Genomic DNA, 16671 nt, shown 5'->3' with positions numbered 1-16671 from the left:
GGGGCAGAGATGGGCAGACCGGCACAGACACTCAGCCAACTGGCCCTGACCGCGCAAGGCGGCCGCGATCCCGAGATTACCGGGCTGGCCGTGGACAGCCGCGCAGTCAAGGATGGCTACCTTTTCGCTGCCCTTCCCGGCAGCCGTGTCCATGGCGGTGAGTTCATACAATATGCCCTGCGCCAGGGCGCAGCGGCGATCCTGACCGATGCCCCGGGTGCCCGGATCGCCGAAGCCGAGCTTGCACGCAGTGACGCGGCCCTTGTCATCAGCGAGGATCCCCGCCAGACCTTGGCCTTTACCGCTGCCCTGTGGTTCGGGGCCCAGCCGCCCACCATCGTGGCCGTGACGGGCACCAATGGCAAAACCTCGATCACCACCTTCGTGCGCCAGATCTGGATCGAGCTGGGCTATGCCGGGGTCAATCTGGGCACCACCGGGGTCGAGGGCGCCTGGACCAAACCGCTGGCCCACACCACGCCCGAGCCGATCACGCTGCACCGTGTCCTGGCGGAGGCCGCGCAGCAGGGCATCACCCATGTGGCGATGGAAGCCTCCAGCCACGGGCTCGACCAGCGGCGGCTGGATGCGGTGCAGCTGGTGGCCGCCGGGTTTTCCAATCTCAGCCAGGACCACCTTGATTATCACGAGACGTTCGAGGCCTATTTCGCCGCCAAGGCGGGGCTGTTTCGCCGGGTTCTGCCCGAAGATGGCATCGCGGTGATCAATCTCGACGATCCCAAGGGCGCGCCGATGCGCGCGATTGCCGCCGCGCGCGGCCAAAGCATCCTGACCGTCGGGCGCGGTCCGGGCGATCTGACGCTGATGGGCCAACGCTTTGACGCCACAGGGCAGGATTTGCGCTTTGCCTATCAGGGCGCGCCGCATATGGCGCGGCTGAACCTAATCGGCGGGTTTCAGGCGGAAAACATCTTGCTGGCCTGCGGTCTGGTGATCGCCGCCGGGGCGCCGCCCGACCGGGTGTTCGAGACCCTGCCGCATCTGACCACTGTCCGGGGCCGGATGCAGCTTGCGGCGACGCGGGCCAATGGTGCCGCGGTCTATGTGGATTACTCCCATACGCCTGATGCGGTGGCCACGGCGCTCAAGGCGCTGCGGCCGCATGTGCTGGGCCGTCTCGTGGTTGTTGTCGGCGCGGGCGGCGACCGCGACCGGGGCAAGCGCCCGCTGATGGGGCAGGCCGCGCATGAACACGCCGACATCGTCTTTGTCACCGACGACAACCCGCGCAGCGAGGATCCCGGCACGATCCGCGCCGCCGTTCTGACAGGTGCGCCCGACGCGGTCGAGGTCGGCGACCGGGCCGAGGCGATCCTGCGCGGGGTCGATGCGTTGCAGCCGGGCGATGCGCTGCTGATCGCGGGCAAGGGGCATGAGACCGGCCAGATCGTGGGGGACGATGTGCTGCCCTTTGACGATGCCGAACAGGCCAGCGTCGCGGTGGCCGCTTTGGATGGGGGGATCGCATGAGCCTTTGGACATCACAGGACGCCGCCGCTGCAACGGCAGGCGAGGCGCGCGGCGATTGGGAGGTCACGGGGATCTCCATCGACACCCGCACGATCAAAGCTGGAGAGCTGTTTGTGGCCCTCACGGCGGCGCGCGACGGCCATGACTTCGTGGCCGATGCGCTGCGTGCCGGGGCCGGGGCGGCCATGGTCTCGCGGATCCCCGAGGGGGTTGCGGAGGATGCACCGCTTTTGATCGTGGAGGATGTCCAGACCGCGCTGGAAGAACTCGGTCGCGCGGGCCGCGCCCGCACCCAGGCGCAGGTCGTCGCGATCACCGGCAGTGTCGGCAAGACCTCCACCAAAGAGATGATGGCCGCCATGCTTGGCGATCAGGGCCGCACCCATGCCTCGGTCGCGTCCTATAACAATCACTGGGGTGTGCCGCTGACGCTGGCGCGGATGCCTGCCGACACCGAATATGCGGTGATCGAGATCGGCATGAACAGCCCCGGAGAGATCGCCCCGCTGGCCAGGATGGCACGTCCGCATGTGGCCATGATCACCACCGTGGGCGCCGCCCATCTCGAAGCGTTCGACAACATCATGGGCATTGCCATCGAAAAGGCCTCGATCCTCGAAGGGCTGATGCCGAACGGTATCGCCGTTCTGAACAACGATATCGAACATGCCGCGATCCTTCAGGCCAAAGCCCATGACGTGCAGGCCCGCGATATCGGGTTCGGCTGGCATGGCTTTGATTTCAAGCTTGAAGATGTCCGCGTGCAGGACGATGTCACCGTCGTTCAGGCGCTGGCGGGGCAGGATCCGCTTTTGTTCAAACTGGCAACCCCGGGGACGCATTTCGCGATGAATGCGCTGGGTGCGCTGGCCTGTGTGGCGGCGCTGCGCGCGGATCTCGCGCTGGCTGTGCAGTCGCTGGGCCGCTGGGCGCCCTACAAGGGGCGCGGCGTGCGCGAGACCATTGCGCTCGATCTGGTGGAAGACGACCTGGCACTGACGCTGATTGACGACAGCTATAATGCCAACCCCACCTCGATGGAGGCGGCATTGGCGGTTCTGGCCGCCTGCACGCCCCGCGACAGCACCGGCCGCGTCTCCAAGGGGCGCCGCATCGCCGTTCTGGGCGATATGAAGGAGCTGGGCCCGGCGGAGGCCGAGATGCATGGCGCGTTGGCCGGGCTGCCTGCGATCGCGGAGATCGACAAGGTCCATTGCACCGGCCCCCTGATGCGTGCGCTTTATGATGCGCTGCCCGAGGACAAACGTGGTCTGCATTGCGACACGGCCGAGGAGATGGCCGCCCGCATTCGCGCGCGGCTGGACAGCGGCGATGTGGTGCTGGTCAAGGCTTCGCTCTCCACCGGGATGGGCCAGGTCGTTGACGCGATCCGCAAAATGGGTCATGGCCCCGATCCCAAGACGGATGGGCCACACGATAATCACTAAGGACACCCCAGCATGCTCTATTGGTTGACCGCGCTGTCGGACGGGGGGGATTTTTTCAACCTCTTTCGCTATATCACCTTCCGCGCGGGCGGAGCATTCATGACGGCGCTGATCTTTGGCTTTCTCTTTGGCAAGCCGCTGATCAACGTGCTGCGCAAACGCCAGGGCAAGGGTCAGCCGATCCGCGAGGACGGCCCCGAAGGCCATTTCGCCAAGGCAGGCACACCCACCATGGGCGGTCTGTTGATCGTGGGGGCGCTGGCCACCTCGACGCTGCTCTGGGCGCGGCTCGACAATCCGTTCGTGTGGCTGGTGCTCTTTGTCACGCTCAGCTTCGGGCTGATCGGATTCCTGGATGACTATGCCAAGGTTTCCAAGGGCAATCACAAGGGTGTTCCTGGCCGGATCCGGCTGCTGGCGGGGTTTGCCATTGCAGCGGTGGCGACCTACTGGGCGATGTCGGTCCATGCGATCAACGATGCCGATCTGGCGGCCCGCGTGGCCGATTACGACGCGCTGGCGGGGCGTCTGGCGCTGCCGGTCTTCAAGGATGTGCTGATCAATCTGGGGCTTTTGTTCATCCCCTTCGGTATGCTGGTGATCGTGGGCTCGGCCAATGCGGTGAACCTGACCGATGGGCTGGACGGGCTTGCCATCATGCCGGTGATGATCGCGGCGGGCACGCTGGGGATCATCGCCTATGCGGTGGGGCGCGTCGATTTCACCGAATATCTCGACGTGCACTACGTGCCCGGCACCGGAGAGATCCTGATCTTTACCGCAGGTCTTTTTGGCGGTGGCCTAGGGTTCTTGTGGTACAACGCCCCGCCGGCCGCCGTGTTCATGGGCGACACCGGGTCTTTGGCCCTGGGCGGTGCGCTGGGCGCCATCGCGGTGGCGACCAAGCACGAGCTGGTTTTGGCCGTCGTCGGCGGTGTCTTCGTGGTCGAGGCGCTCTCGGTCATCATCCAGGTGCTCTATTACAAGCGCACCGGGAAACGCGTGTTCCTGATGGCGCCGATCCATCACCACTATGAGAAAAAGGGCTGGGCGGAGCCCCAGATCGTGATCCGCTTCTGGATCATATCGCTGATCCTCGCGATGATCGGATTGGCAACTTTAAAGGTTCGGTAACGCCTCCAAACTAGCCAGCATTGCGCAAAAATGCAGTTGGCACAGCCCACTGCGTGCGCACGCAGAAGCTTTGCCAGGCACCAAAGATCCCTTGCCGCCAATGCCAGGGCATCGTCCAGAAAATCCAAACGCGCTCCGCTCTGCCGCCTTGCCCGGTCGGCACCGCCGAACAGCCCCCGACCTTCCCCTCGGGGAAGGGCTTTGCCCCCAACCAGGCTCGGGCGCTGGTCCCGGCACTTTGGCGCTGGTGCTGGAGATCTTCAGGCCGATGCCCTAGCACATGGGCTGGACCAGAGCCTGGGCGGTACGCCACGCTTGCCACGGGCCCTACCTTGCCCCACACCATCTGTTCAAAAGGAGCCTGCATGAAAACCGCTCTCGTCACCGGCGCCAATCGCGGCATCGGCTATGCCATCGCCAAGGGGCTGACCCCGGATCACCGCGTTATCATTGGGGCGCGGGATCCGAAGTCGGGCCGTCAGGCGGCCCAAGCGCTCGATTGCGAGTGGGTGCATCTCGACCTCGAAGATCCGGGCACTTTCGGCCCCGCGCTGACACAGGCGGGCGGCATCGACGTGCTGGTCAACAACGCGGGTGTGCTGATCGAGAGCTCGATGATGGAGGATCCCCAAGGCTTCGAGACCTCGATGCAGGTCATGCTGCACGGGCCCTACCACCTGATCGGCGCCTGCCGTCCGCATATGGAGGCGCAGGGCTGGGGGCGCATCGTCAATGTCTCGTCGGATTGGGGCGCGTTCTCTCAAGGGCTGGCGGGGCCGGGGGCCTACGGCGTGGCCAAGGCGGCGCTGAATGCGCTGACCCATGCGCTGCCGCGCGATTTGCCCGAAGGTATCAAGGTCAACGCGATGTGCCCCGGCTGGGTGCAGACGCGCATGGGCGGCACGGGCGCGCCGCGCACGCCGGAGGAGGGGGCCGATACCGCGCTCTGGCTCGCTCGTCTGCCCGAAGACGGTCCCACGGGGGGCTTTTTCCGCAACCGCGAGCCGCTTGCCTGGTAGGAACGGTCAGCGACGCCACGGCGATATTTTGAGGGATGCGCCCATCCGGGCCGAAGGGCCATTCTTTGCACGCCAGATGGCGATGTGGCGCACGGGCTTGCCCCGCATGCGCTGGCCATGATCCGCCAATAGGGTGGCACCCCTCTGATCCTACCGCTGAACATCGCACGCGCCGACGGGGCCGATACCGCGTTGCCGATGGCCTGCATCACGCTCCAGGTCCATTCCGCCCTCGATGGCGCGGGCCTGACCGCTGCGGTTGCAACGGCTTGGAGAGAGGGGCGCGGTCCTTGTACCGCAAGGCGGTCCACGCCCATATCAAAGAAGAACAAGAGACGTCCGCACCGCCGCCAAAGGTCAAACCCATCAGCGCAAAGAACGACAATAAGGAGACGGGGCGACCACCTCCTGGACGGCCCTCAAGGATGGAAGTGTATGATGAACGCGGGCGCGCGGAACCGGCAGGTGAGCCAGCACTTCAAAGCCAGAGCTAGGGGATGTATGGCGCGCCTTCAGCCTTGAATGAGTGTCTGGACTGGCTTGGCTCTCCGCTCCAGCACGGCTTTGAGGCCACTCGGGTAGAGCTCCAAATCGCCGCAGTCCAGCTGGGATATATCAAACCAGCGCGCGACGCATTTCTCGCCGTTGTCCTCATGATACTCAATTGGCCTATCTCCCTGGTAAACTCCGGTAGGGAGTGTCACATCTGAAACAAAAGTGACTTCATGCCCAACAAAACCCTGATGAGTATAGATGTTTTCCAGAACCAGCGGTTCTCCCGCTAACGTAACCGAAACGCCCAATTCTTCATGGAATTCCCTTACAAGGGCATCGCGCCAAGATTCACCGAATTCCAGTCCACCACCAAGAGGCCTGACGCCCTTCACGCTCCCATTATCACGATAGATTTCACTCGCAAGCAACAGGCCAGCTCGCCAAACAAGGCCAAGCGCTTTCACTTGTATACTCTGTTGCGGTCGCCAAATCGTCATGTCTCCTACGTACCGCTCTGATCAGCTTTGTCGAGCTGCATTCGTTTCTGAGTGATTGGGAAATCGCTCGGCAGGGCTTTTCAGCCCCGCGATATCTGAAGTCTTCTGGCTGCTAAGCCTTCCTGCCGTCATGCCCTGTGGTGACATGTCTGTTGGGCAAATCCGATTTGGTTGCAACATCCTGCCCTCATGCCTGCTCATATGCCTGCCCGGAAGGCCGAGGCGGCCCTGGCGGGTCTCGGGGTCCGCGCCGCCAGGGGCAGAGCCGGACCTTGCACCCCCGAAGCGCAGAAGCCACTCTCGCCGCGGCACAAAACACAGGTGAGACATGATTCCCGTCCAAGGCGTTCAGGATCAACAAGTGGCCGTTCTGGGCCTGGGCCGCACCGGCCTCTCCGCCGCGCGCGCGCTTGAGGCGGGCGGGGCCACGCCGCTCTGCTGGGACGACAATGCCGAGGCCCGCGCCTGCGCCGAGGCAGACGGGTTCACATTGCGCGACCTGCGCAAACCGGGCGCATTCGAGGGGGTCTCGGCCCTGATCACCTCGCCGGGCATCCCGCATCTCTATCCTCAGCCGAACCCGGCCATCGCGGCGGCCCTTGAGGCGGGTGTGCCGGTCGATAACGATATCGGGCTTTTCTTCCGCTCGCTGGCCACCCAGGACTGGGAGCGGTTCGCAACCCCGCCGCGGGTGATCGCAGTGACCGGATCGAACGGAAAATCCACGACCGCCGCGTTGATCCACCACATCCTGACCCAGGCGGGTCGTTCGGCCCAGTTGGCCGGCAATATCGGGCGCGGTGTTCTGGATCTCGACCCGCCAGGCGATGGGGCCGTGATCGTGCTGGAGCTCTCCAGCTATCAGATCGAACTGGCGCGCGCGCTGACCCCCGATGTGGCGGTCTTTACCAACCTGACGCCAGATCATCTGGACCGGCATGGCGGCATGGGGGGCTATTTCGCGGCCAAGCGCCGCCTTTTCTCCGAAGGTGGCCCGGATCGCGCCGTGATCGGCGTGGATGAGGCCGAAGGCCGGTTTCTCGCGGGTCAGCTCTCCGAGACGCCGGGCGATGACCGGGTGATCCGCATCTCGGCTCGGCATAAACTGACGGGGCCGGGCTGGCAGGTCTTTGCGCGCAAGGGGTTTTTGTCAGAACAGCGCAAGGGACGCCAGACAGCCTCGATCGACCTGCGCGGGATCGCGGGTCTGCCCGGTGCGCATAACCACCAGAACGCCTGTGCGGCCTATGCCGCGACCCGCGCGCTGGGTCTTGCGCCCAAGGTCATCGAGGCGGCATTCCGCAGCTTTGCCGGGTTGCCCCACCGCAGCCAACTGATCGCAGAGCGGGACGGGGTGCGTTATGTCAATGACAGCAAGGCCACCAATGTCGACAGCGCCGCCAAGGCGCTTGCCGCGTTTGGCAGCATCCGCTGGATTTGCGGCGGGCTGGAAAAGGAAGGTGGGCTGGATCAGCTCAAGGGCGCGCAAGCGTCGGTGAAAAAGGCCTATGTGATCGGGCGCGAGGCGGCGGGTTTCGCGCTCTGGCTCGATGTCGAGGCCGAGGTTTGCACCACCATGGCCGAAGCCGTTGGCCGCGCGATGGAGGAGGCCGAGGCCGGTGATACGGTCCTATTGGCTCCGGCTGCGGCAAGCTTCGATCAATATGACAATTTCGAAGAGCGTGGCGATGATTTCATTGCCGAAGTGCGCAAGCGGCTGGTCGGGTAGGGGGCATGCGATACCATGTCTTCTTCTTGCCCATAAATACGACCGCCGGAGGCAAACACGTCAAAAAGACTGCGCCGCAGGCGCTCAATCGGATCGCGGTGATTGCAAGGCCGTGCCCGCCGCATGGCCGGATGCCCAGGCCCACTGGAAATTATACCCCCCCAGCCAGCCTGTGACATCCATCGCCTCGCCGATTGCATAAAGACCCGGTATGGTCTTGCACTCCATCGAGGAGGAGGAAAAGCCGTCCGTTGCGATCCCGCCCAGCGTCACTTCGGCGGTGCGGTATCCTTCGGATCCGGACGGGGTCAGGGACCAGTCGGTCAGCGCGTCACAGATCTCGGTCAGCCGCGCATCCGATTGATCGGCCAGCCGTCCGTCCAGCCGCAGCACATTGGCCAGATACTCCACCAGACGGCCAGGCAGGTGACGCGCAAGGGCGGTTTTCAACTGAACCCGGCCTGCCGCCTGCCGCGCCTCCCGCAAGGCGGCGAGTAGATCGGTTTGCGGCGCCAGATGCACGTGGATTGCCTCCCCTTCCTGCCAATAGGAGGAGATTTGCAAAATCGCGGGTCCGGAAAGGCCTCGATGGGTAAAAAGCATCGCTTCGTCAAAAGAGCCGCGTGCGGTCCGAGCGCGCACGGGCAGGGACACGCCGGAGAGGTCTGCAAAGCGGCCCTCGGGAAAGGTCAGCGGCACCAATGCCGGTCGGGTCTGGGTCACGGCCAGGCCAAACTGTCGGGCGACATCATAGGCCAAGCCGGTGGCGCCCATCTTGGGGATGGATTTGCCGCCCGTGGCCAGCACCAGATTGCGCGCTCTGATCCGGTGCGCTGTGCCCTCTTTCTGGACGCTGAGGACAAAGCGCCCATCGCGGTGGGTCAGTTCGGTGAGTTGTGTCGACAGCCAGAGGGACGCGCCCGCGCGTTCGATCTCGGCCAGCAGCATGGCCACGATCTGGGTCGATTTGCCGTCGCAGAAAAGCTGCCCCAACGTCTTTTCATGCCAGGCAATGCCATGGGCGTCGACCAGATCAATAAAATCCCATTGCGTGTACCGGGCCAGCGCGGATTTCGCAAAATGCGGGTTGCCGGAAAGAAAATTCTCTGGCCCCGCATATAGGTTGGTAAAGTTGCACCTCCCACCCCCCGAGATGCGGATCTTCTCTCCGGGCGCGCGGGCGTGATCGATGACCAAGACGCGCCCGCCGGCATGTGCCGCGCACATCAGGCCCGCAGCGCCGGCCCCCAGAATGATCGTGTCATATTCCATCGCCCGCGTGCTGCCGCGAATTTCCGCCAAGCGCAACCGTTCAACGCATGCAGCTCTGAACAAGGCCGATAGATATCTGATTGGGCCGTCGCGCGTGGACCGGTGGCAAAGATCCGACCCAATTGCCCCCCGAACCGCTATTAAGCTGGCGCGGTGCCGCGCTTCACGCTAGAATGCCGCGACAGATCCCGAAAACGGGACGGCAGAGGCAGAAAATCAGGCGGTGATCCATGACGGAAATGGTCTATGGAGCGGTTCCCGCGCAAGGCGGCGAACCTATTCTTCCAAAATGGTGGCGGACTATCGACAAATGGACTGTGTCCTGCGTCCTGATCCTGTTTGCCATCGGGTTGCTTCTGGGCTTTGCCGCCTCGCCGCCGCTGGCCGAGCGCAACGGACATGACCCGTTTCACTATGTGGAGCGTCAGGCGCTCTTTGGCGGGCTGGCACTGATCGCGATGATCGTCACCTCGATGATGTCGCCGACGCTGGTGCGGCGTCTGGCGGTGCTGGGTTTTCTGGTGGCCTTTGTGGGGCTGGCGCTGCTGCCGTTTTTCGGCACCGATTTCGGCAAGGGGGCGATGCGCTGGTATTCGCTGGGATTTGCCAGCATCCAGCCGTCTGAGTTCCTCAAACCTGGCTTTGTTGTCGTGGCCGCCTGGATGATCGCGGCCAGCCAGCAGATCAACGGCCCGCCAGGAACGGCGTGGTCCTTCGCGCTGTGTATCTCCATCGTGCTGATGCTGGCGTTGCAGCCCGATTTCGGGCAGGCGGCGCTGGTTCTGTTCGGCTGGGGTGTGATGTATTTCGTGGCCGGCGCGCCGATCCTGCTGCTTGTGGCTATGGCCGGCATGGTGGTTGTCGCAGGGTCGATCGCCTATGCAAATTCGGAACATTTCGCCCGCCGCATCGACGGCTTTCTCAACCCCGAGATCGACCCCACCACCCAGCTGGGATATGCCACCAACGCCATCCGCGAAGGCGGTCTTTTGGGCGTGGGCGTGGGCGAGGGGGAGGTGAAGTGGTCGCTTCCCGATGCCCATACCGATTTCATCATCGCCGTGGCGGCCGAGGAATACGGGCTGATCCTGGTGATGATCATTATCGGGCTCTATGCCTCGGTCGTGGTGCGGTCGCTGTTGCGGCTGATGCGGGAGAGGGATCCCTTCGTGCGGCTGGCGGGCGCCGGGCTGGCCTGTATGTTCGGCGTGCAGGCGATGATCAATATGGGTGTCGCGGTGCGGCTGTTGCCCGCCAAAGGCATGACCTTGCCATTCGTCAGCTATGGCGGCTCGTCGCTGATTGCGGGCGGCATCGCGGTGGGCATGCTGCTGGCCTTTACCCGCACAAGGCCGCAGGGTGAGATTGGCGACATTCTGCGCGGGCGTGTCCGGTGAGCGGCCAGCCGCTGTGCCTGATCGCCGCTGGCGGAACCGGCGGGCACATGTTCCCCGCGCAGGCTCTGGCCGAGGCGCTGTTGCAGCGCGGCTGGCGGGTCAAGCTGTCGACCGATGCGCGCGGCGCGCGCTATACCGGCGGGTTTCCGCATTCGACCGAGATCGCCGAGGTCACGTCGGCCACCTTTGCGCGCGGCGGCCTGCTGGCCAAGGCGCTGGTGCTGCCGCGGATCCTGGCGGGCATCGTCAGCGCCGCCCGCGCGATGCGCCGAGACCGCCCGGATGTGGTGGTGGGTTTCGGCGGCTATCCGTCGATCCCGGCGATGGGGGCGGCAACGCTTCTCAAGCTTCCGCGCATGATCCATGAGCAAAACGGCATTCTGGGCCGGGTGAACCAGATTTTTGCCGCTCGTGTCGATCAGGTGGCCTGCGGTGTCTGGCCGACAGAATTGCCCAACGGTGCCAATGCCATTCATCTGGGAAACCCCGTGCGCGCTGCGGTGCTGGCGCGGCAGGCCTCTCCTTACATCGTGCCGGGCCCTTATCCCATGCAGCTTCTGGTGATGGGCGGTAGTCAGGGGGCGCGGGTCCTCTCCGATGTTGTCCCGCAGGCGATTGCCGATCTGCCCGAAGCGATGCAGGCGGGCCTGCGCGTCAGCCATCAGGCCCGCGATGAGGATGCCGAACGCGTCACCGCCTTTTACGCCGAACATGGTATCGTGGCCGAGGTGCGGCCGTTCTTTCAGGACGTTCCGCGCCGGATGAGCGAGGCGCAGCTTGTAATCTCGCGCGCGGGCGCGTCGTCCATCGCCGATCTGACTGTCATCGGGCGTCCCGCGATCCTGGTCCCCTTTGCCGCTGCGGCGGGCGATCACCAGACCGCGAATGCGCGCGGGCTGGTTGACGCAGGCGCCGCTATTCTGATCCCCGAGAATCGGCTTGACCCCGCCAACCTGAGCGCGCACATCGCCACCGTTCTGGGCAATCCCGATGCCGCGCTTAAGATGGCCCAGGCCGCGCTGGGGGCGGGACGTCCCAACGCCGCCATTGAGCTGGCCGATCTGGTCGAGACCCTGGCCGAAAAGGAGGCCGCATGAGCCCTGCCACCAAACTTCCCGGAGATGTCGGCCCGATTCATTTTGTGGGCATCGGCGGTATCGGCATGTCGGGCATCGCCGAGGTGTTGCTCAATCACGGCTATGTGGTGCAAGGCTCCGACCTCAAACGCTCGAAAATCACCGACCGGCTGGCCAAGCAGGGCGCGCTGATCTTCGAAGGGCAACGCGCCGAAAACCTGGAGGCGGCCGAGGTCGTGGTAATCTCGTCTGCCATCAAGCCCGGCAATCCCGAGCTTGACGAGGCGCGCCGCCAGGGTCTGCCCGTCGTGCGCCGGGCCGAGATGCTGGCCGAGCTGATGCGCCTGAAATCCAATATCGCCGTGGCAGGCACCCATGGCAAGACCACCACCACGACGATGGTGGCCACGCTGCTGGATGCGGGCAATTTCGACCCCACGGTCGTGAATGGCGGGATCATCCACGCCTATGGCTCGAACGCGCGGATGGGGCGGGGCGAATGGATGGTGGTGGAGGCCGATGAGAGCGACGGCACCTTCAACCGGCTGCCCGCGACCATCGCCATCGTCACCAATATCGACCCCGAGCATATGGAGCATTGGGGGACCGAAGCGGCCCTGCACCAGGGGTTTGTCGATTTCGTCTCCAACATTCCGTTCTACGGGCTGGCGGTCTGCTGCACCGATGATCCGGATGTGCAGACGCTGGTGGGCAAGATCACCGACCGGCGGGTGGTGACCTATGGCTTTAACGCCCAGGCCGATGTGCGCGCGGTCAATCTGCGCTATGAAAAGGGTGTCGCGCATTTCGATATCGCGCTTCAGAATGACGAGATGGTGATCGAGGGCTGCACGCTGCCGATGCCGGGCGATCACAACGTCTCCAACGCGCTCTCGGCGGTGGCGGTGGCGCGCCATTTGGGCATGACAGGGGCCGAGATCCGGGAGGCGCTCTCGAAATTCGGCGGTGTTAACCGGCGCTTTACCAAAGTGGGCGAAGTTGACGGGGTGACGATCATTGATGATTACGGCCACCACCCGGTGGAGATTGCGGCGGTCCTGAAGGCCGCCCGTCAGGCCACGTCCGGCCGGGTGATCGCTGTCCATCAGCCGCATCGCTATACGCGGCTCTCCAGCCTCTTTGAAGACTTCTGCGCCTGTTTCAACGAGGCCGATGTGGTCGGCATCGCCGAGGTATTCGCCGCCGGAGAGGATCCGATCCCCGGCGCGTCGCGTGACGATTTGGTGGCCGGGCTGGTCCGTCATGGCCACCGCGATGCGCATGCGGTCACCTCCGAAGATGATCTGTTGGCGCTGGTGCAGACCCATGCGCGATCCGGCGACATGGTGGTCTGCCTTGGTGCGGGCACCATCAGCGCCTGGGCCAATGCCTTGCCCGCCCGCCTGAGCGAGGTCGCCGCATGAGCCTGTCGATCGCCATCGCTGTGCTCTGGGCGATTGCCTCGACCATCGTGGCGTTCCTGCCGATGCGCCATCAATACATCCCTGGCGCCACTTTGATGCTGGCTGCTCCGCTGGTGATCCTGGGGCTGGGGGCGCAACATGGCTGGATCTGGGTGATCCCGGCCGTTCTGGGGTTTGCGTCGATGTATCGTAACCCGCTGCGCTATCTGTGGCGCAAATGGCGCGGCCACCCGATGGAGCGGGTCGAATGACGGTCTCGCTGGTGCTGGCAGCACTCTGGGCCGTGATCGCCAATGTGCTGGCGATGCTGCCCAGCCGGGACAATCACTGGCGGCGGGCCTATGCGCTGATCGGTGTGGGTGTGCCGCTGCTGGGCTACGTCACCTATGAGAACGGGCCATGGATCGGTCTGTTGGTCCTTTTGGCGGGCATGTCGCTGCTGCGCTGGCCGATGATCTATGCCGCACGCTGGATCGGGCGGCGGCTGGGCGGCAACGCCTGACGCGGCTTCGCTTTCGGCATGTGCACTGTTAAACTCATACCATGAACGTTCTGATCTATATCCTGCCGCTGGCGTGTATCGCGGGCGGCGGAGCGCTTGGCTTCAAGCTGGCGCGCGCCGGGCGCTACGCACCGATTGGTGTGCTGTTTCTGGCGGCGGCGTTTGGTTTCTGGCTCTGCCTGCATCTGGCCCAGGACATGCAGGGCTGGGATGGTATCGGGTACGCGATTGTGGCGTTGCTGATCATCGTGCCCATCGCGGGCGGCGCGTTTATCGGTCTGGTCATGGGCTGGCTGCGCCGTCGCCGCGCATTGAACATCCATGGCTGATGCGCAGATGCCCCACCCGCGCGGACGGCTGACACCGAACCGTATGCTCAGTGAACTGACCTGGCTGCGGGTGGGCGGGCCCGCCGATTGGCTTTTTCAACCCGCCGACACCGAAGATCTTGTGACGTTCCTGGGCGCGCTTGACCCGGCGATCCCGGTCTTTCCCATGGGCGTCGGCTCGAACCTCATCGTGCGCGACGGCGGGCTGCGCGCGGTCGTGATCCGGCTGGGGCGCGGGTTCAACGACATCACGATCGAGGGGCGGACGGTGACGGCAGGCGCTGCGGCACTTGACGCGCATGTGGCGCGCAAGGCCGCGGATGCGGGGGTCGATCTGACTTTTCTGCGCACGATCCCCGGTTCCATCGGCGGGGCGGTGCGGATGAACGCAGGGTGTTACGGCAGCTATACGGCGGATGTCTTTCAGAGCGCCGAGATGGTGACCCGCGATGGCCAGTGCCGCACGCTGACGGCAAAAGACCTCAATTTCCGCTATCGGCAAAGTGATCTGCCCGAAGGCGCCGTGATCACCCGCGTGACGCTGCAAGGCCCCCGCGACGATCCATCCGCGCTGCATGCGCGCATGGCCGAGCAACTGGCCAAGCGCGATGCCACCCAGCCCACCAAAGAGCGCAGCGCGGGCTCTACCTTTCGCAATCCGGCAGGGTTCAGCTCTACGGGCCGCGCGGATGACATCCATGACCTCAAGGCCTGGGCGGTGATCGACCGGGCCGGTCTGCGCGGTGTCCGCCGGGGCGGCGCGCAAATGAGCGAGAAACACTCGAATTTCCTGATCAATATCGGGGGCGCGACGGCCGACGATCTCGAATCTCTGGGTGAGGAGGTGCGAAAAAAGGTTTACGATTCCAGTGGGATCACGCTAGAATGGGAAATCAAGCGTGTCGGCGAACCGGCACCACAGAAAACACCCGGGCAGGGCGATAAACAGGCACTCAATAACACCCGCCGCTGATCCGGATAACAAGGGCCGCAAAGGTCCGGAAAAATCGAGGCGGATCCGTGGGGCAGTCAGGCGAAGACCCCAAAGTTGTTTTGTTGATGGGCGGTCCCTCTGCGGAGCGTGAGGTCTCCTTGTCCTCAGGCCAGGAATGCGCGTGCGCCTTGCGCGAAGAAGGCTTTGACGTCACCGAGATCGACGCGGGCGCCGACCTGTGTGCCCGTCTGTTGGACGCAAAGCCCGATGTCGTCTTTAACGCGCTGCATGGCCGGTGGGGTGAGGATGGCTGCGTGCAGGGACTGCTGGAATGGATGGGCTTGCCCTATACCAGTTCCGGTGTGCTTGCATCGGCGCTGGCCATGGACAAAGACCGCTCCAAATCCGCGTTTCGCGCGGCTGGCCTGCCGGTCGTCGACAGCGTTCTGGCCAGCCGTGAAACGGTCCGCGCGCGCCACGTGATGACCCCGCCCTATGTGGTCAAACCGAACAACGAAGGTTCCAGCGTTGGTGTCTATCTGGTGCATGAGGGCTCCAACGGTCCGCCCGCGCTCTCTGACGAGATGCCCGAAACGGTGATGGTCGAGGCGTATGCGCCGGGGCATGAGCTGACCACATCCGTGTTGGGCGATCGCGCATTGACCGTAACCGATATCCTGACCGTTGGCTGGTACGATTACGACGCCAAATACAGGCCAGGCGGGTCGCGCCATGTCCTTCCCGCACAGATCCCCGGCGAGATTTTCGAGGCCTGCATGGACTATGCGCTGCGGGCCCATGACGCCTTGGGCTGTCGCGGTGTCACGCGCACCGATTTCCGCTGGGACGCGGAACGCGGTCTGGACGGGTTGATTCTGCTGGAGACCAATACCCAACCCGGCATGACGCCGACCTCTCTGGTGCCCGAACAGGCCGAACACTGTGGGATGAGCTTTGGCCAGCTCTGCCGCTGGATGGTGGAGGATGCCTCATGCGACCGATAACCGACGATACCGCGCGCCCCGATCCCGCACCGTCCAGGCTCAGCTACCGTGTGCAGCGCTGGATGCTCACGCCGGGCATCCGGCTTCTGTTGCGTGTCGGCCTGCCCTTTGCGCTGATCTTTGGGGCGGTGTCCGGCCATCTTGCCGATCAGGACCGGCGCGATGCGTTCAATATGGCGCTGGTGGATATCCGCAATTCCATCCAGCAACGCCCGGAATTCATGGTAGACCTGATGGCCGTGGACGGGGCGGGCCCCTCGGTTGCCAGCGATATCCGGGAAATCGTCCCGATTGATTTTCCGGTCAGTTCCTTCGACCTCGACCTTCAAGAGATCCGCGAGACGATCACCGGGCTTTATCCCGTCAAGGAGGCCAGTGTGCGTATCCGGCCCGGAGGCATCCTCCAGATCGACATTGTCGAACGGGTGCCGACGCTGGTCTGGCGCACCCGGGAGGCGATCGAGCTTTTGGACGAAACCGGCGCCCATGTGGGATTTCTCGACGCGCGGGGCGAGCGACCCGACCTGCCGCTGATCGCGGGCGACGGGGCGGATGGGCATGTGGCGGAGGCTATGGCGCTCTACGCTGCCTCAGCACCGTTGGGCGCGCGAATGCGCGGGCTGGTGCGCGTGGGTGAGCGGCGCTGGGACGTGGTGCTGGATCGCGATCAGCGCATTCAGTTACCCGAACGGCATCCCGTGCGCGCATTGGAACGCGTGATCGCGCTGAGCGAGGCCGACGACATGCTGGAGCGCGATGTGGTGGTCATCGACATGCGCCTTGGCGAACGTCCGACCCTGCGGATGTCGGATGAGGCGGTCAAGGATTGGTGGGCGATCCGCCAGATCAACGGGATCGGACAGTAACGGTTTGGACGAGGCCGGGCAACGACCCGGGGAACACGATAACAAGATCATGGG

Annotated in this window: 16 protein-coding genes; 14 read left to right on the top strand and 2 right to left on the bottom strand. The window is 64.4% G+C overall.

The genetic code is table 11. From position 1 onward, the window contains the following. Positions 1-9: 9 nt before the first annotated feature. From HEP69_RS18400 to HEP69_RS18385, 4 genes are all read left to right on the top strand, one after another. Complete coding sequence (locus HEP69_RS18400; RefSeq protein WP_290559955.1) at positions 10-1491, top strand: UDP-N-acetylmuramoyl-L-alanyl-D-glutamate--2,6-diaminopimelate ligase; 1482 nt, start codon at positions 10-12, stop codon at positions 1489-1491. After that, the gene (gene murF / locus HEP69_RS18395) at positions 1488-2939 is read left to right on the top strand and encodes a UDP-N-acetylmuramoyl-tripeptide--D-alanyl-D-alanine ligase (protein WP_290559954.1); all 1452 of its coding nucleotides are present in this window, start codon (positions 1488-1490) and stop codon (positions 2937-2939) included. The genes HEP69_RS18400 and murF overlap by 4 nt, the downstream gene beginning before the upstream one ends. A gap of 12 nt (positions 2940-2951) precedes the next feature. Next, a complete protein-coding gene (gene mraY, locus HEP69_RS18390; protein ID WP_290559953.1) occupies positions 2952-4073 on the top strand; it encodes a phospho-N-acetylmuramoyl-pentapeptide-transferase in 1122 nt (373 codons plus the stop codon). 365 nt (positions 4074-4438) lie between these two features. After that, the gene (locus tag HEP69_RS18385; RefSeq protein WP_290559952.1) at positions 4439-5092 is read left to right on the top strand and encodes an SDR family NAD(P)-dependent oxidoreductase; all 654 of its coding nucleotides are present in this window, start codon (positions 4439-4441) and stop codon (positions 5090-5092) included. Positions 5093-5604: 512 nt separating this feature from the next. Here HEP69_RS18385 and HEP69_RS18380 read toward each other — a convergent pair. Beyond that, complete coding sequence (locus tag HEP69_RS18380) at positions 5605-6051, bottom strand: NUDIX domain-containing protein (protein ID WP_290559951.1); 447 nt, start codon at positions 6049-6051, stop codon at positions 5605-5607. A gap of 361 nt (positions 6052-6412) precedes the next feature. Between HEP69_RS18380 and murD the strand changes: the two genes are divergently transcribed. After that, on the top strand, positions 6413-7813 hold the full coding sequence (gene murD, locus HEP69_RS18375) for a UDP-N-acetylmuramoyl-L-alanine--D-glutamate ligase (RefSeq protein ID WP_290559950.1): 1401 nt from the start codon (positions 6413-6415) through the stop codon (positions 7811-7813). A gap of 84 nt (positions 7814-7897) precedes the next feature. Here the strand turns inward: murD and HEP69_RS18370 are convergent, their stop codons facing one another. Continuing rightward, entirely contained in the window at positions 7898-9085 is a 1188-nt protein-coding gene (locus tag HEP69_RS18370) for an NAD(P)/FAD-dependent oxidoreductase (protein WP_290559949.1), read from the bottom strand. 230 nt (positions 9086-9315) lie between these two features. On the opposite strand from HEP69_RS18370, the gene ftsW reads away from it, so the two are divergent. From ftsW to HEP69_RS18325, 9 genes are read left to right on the top strand one after another with little or no spacing between them, the layout of a single operon-like run. Next, entirely contained in the window at positions 9316-10482 is a 1167-nt protein-coding gene (gene ftsW, locus HEP69_RS18365; RefSeq protein ID WP_290559948.1) for a putative lipid II flippase FtsW, read from the top strand. After that, the gene (gene murG, locus HEP69_RS18360) at positions 10479-11579 is read left to right on the top strand and encodes an undecaprenyldiphospho-muramoylpentapeptide beta-N-acetylglucosaminyltransferase (RefSeq protein WP_290559947.1); all 1101 of its coding nucleotides are present in this window, start codon (positions 10479-10481) and stop codon (positions 11577-11579) included. Before ftsW ends, murG begins: the two co-directional genes overlap by 4 nt. Then, positions 11576-12982 carry a UDP-N-acetylmuramate--L-alanine ligase gene (gene murC / locus HEP69_RS18355; protein WP_290559946.1) on the top strand — a complete coding sequence of 469 codons (1407 nt, stop codon included), beginning with the start codon at positions 11576-11578 and terminating at the stop codon, positions 12980-12982. Before murG ends, murC begins: the two co-directional genes overlap by 4 nt. Continuing rightward, positions 12979-13233 (top strand): DUF2484 family protein, encoded by a 255-nt coding sequence (locus HEP69_RS18350; protein WP_290559945.1) that lies wholly within the window; start codon positions 12979-12981, stop codon positions 13231-13233. The genes murC and HEP69_RS18350 overlap by 4 nt, the downstream gene beginning before the upstream one ends. Further along, entirely contained in the window at positions 13230-13484 is a 255-nt protein-coding gene (locus HEP69_RS18345; protein WP_290559944.1) for a DUF2484 family protein, read from the top strand. The genes HEP69_RS18350 and HEP69_RS18345 overlap by 4 nt, the downstream gene beginning before the upstream one ends. 41 nt (positions 13485-13525) lie before the next feature. Beyond that, entirely contained in the window at positions 13526-13813 is a 288-nt protein-coding gene (locus HEP69_RS18340; protein ID WP_290559943.1) for a hypothetical protein, read from the top strand. Next, positions 13806-14786 carry a UDP-N-acetylmuramate dehydrogenase gene (gene murB / locus HEP69_RS18335; RefSeq protein WP_290559942.1) on the top strand — a complete coding sequence of 327 codons (981 nt, stop codon included), beginning with the start codon at positions 13806-13808 and terminating at the stop codon, positions 14784-14786. Before HEP69_RS18340 ends, murB begins: the two co-directional genes overlap by 8 nt. A gap of 47 nt (positions 14787-14833) precedes the next feature. Next, on the top strand, positions 14834-15751 hold the full coding sequence (locus tag HEP69_RS18330) for a D-alanine--D-alanine ligase (protein ID WP_290559941.1): 918 nt from the start codon (positions 14834-14836) through the stop codon (positions 15749-15751). Then, on the top strand, positions 15739-16617 hold the full coding sequence (locus HEP69_RS18325; protein ID WP_290559940.1) for a cell division protein FtsQ/DivIB: 879 nt from the start codon (positions 15739-15741) through the stop codon (positions 16615-16617). The genes HEP69_RS18330 and HEP69_RS18325 overlap by 13 nt, the downstream gene beginning before the upstream one ends. Positions 16618-16671 lie beyond the last annotated feature (54 nt).

It is taken from the genome of Aestuariivita sp. (genome assembly GCF_021404545.1).
GTDB lineage: Bacteria > Pseudomonadota > Alphaproteobacteria > Rhodobacterales > Rhodobacteraceae > Aestuariivita.
Note: the sequence above shows the minus strand (reverse complement) of the source record. Positions and strands in the feature narration are given on the sequence as shown.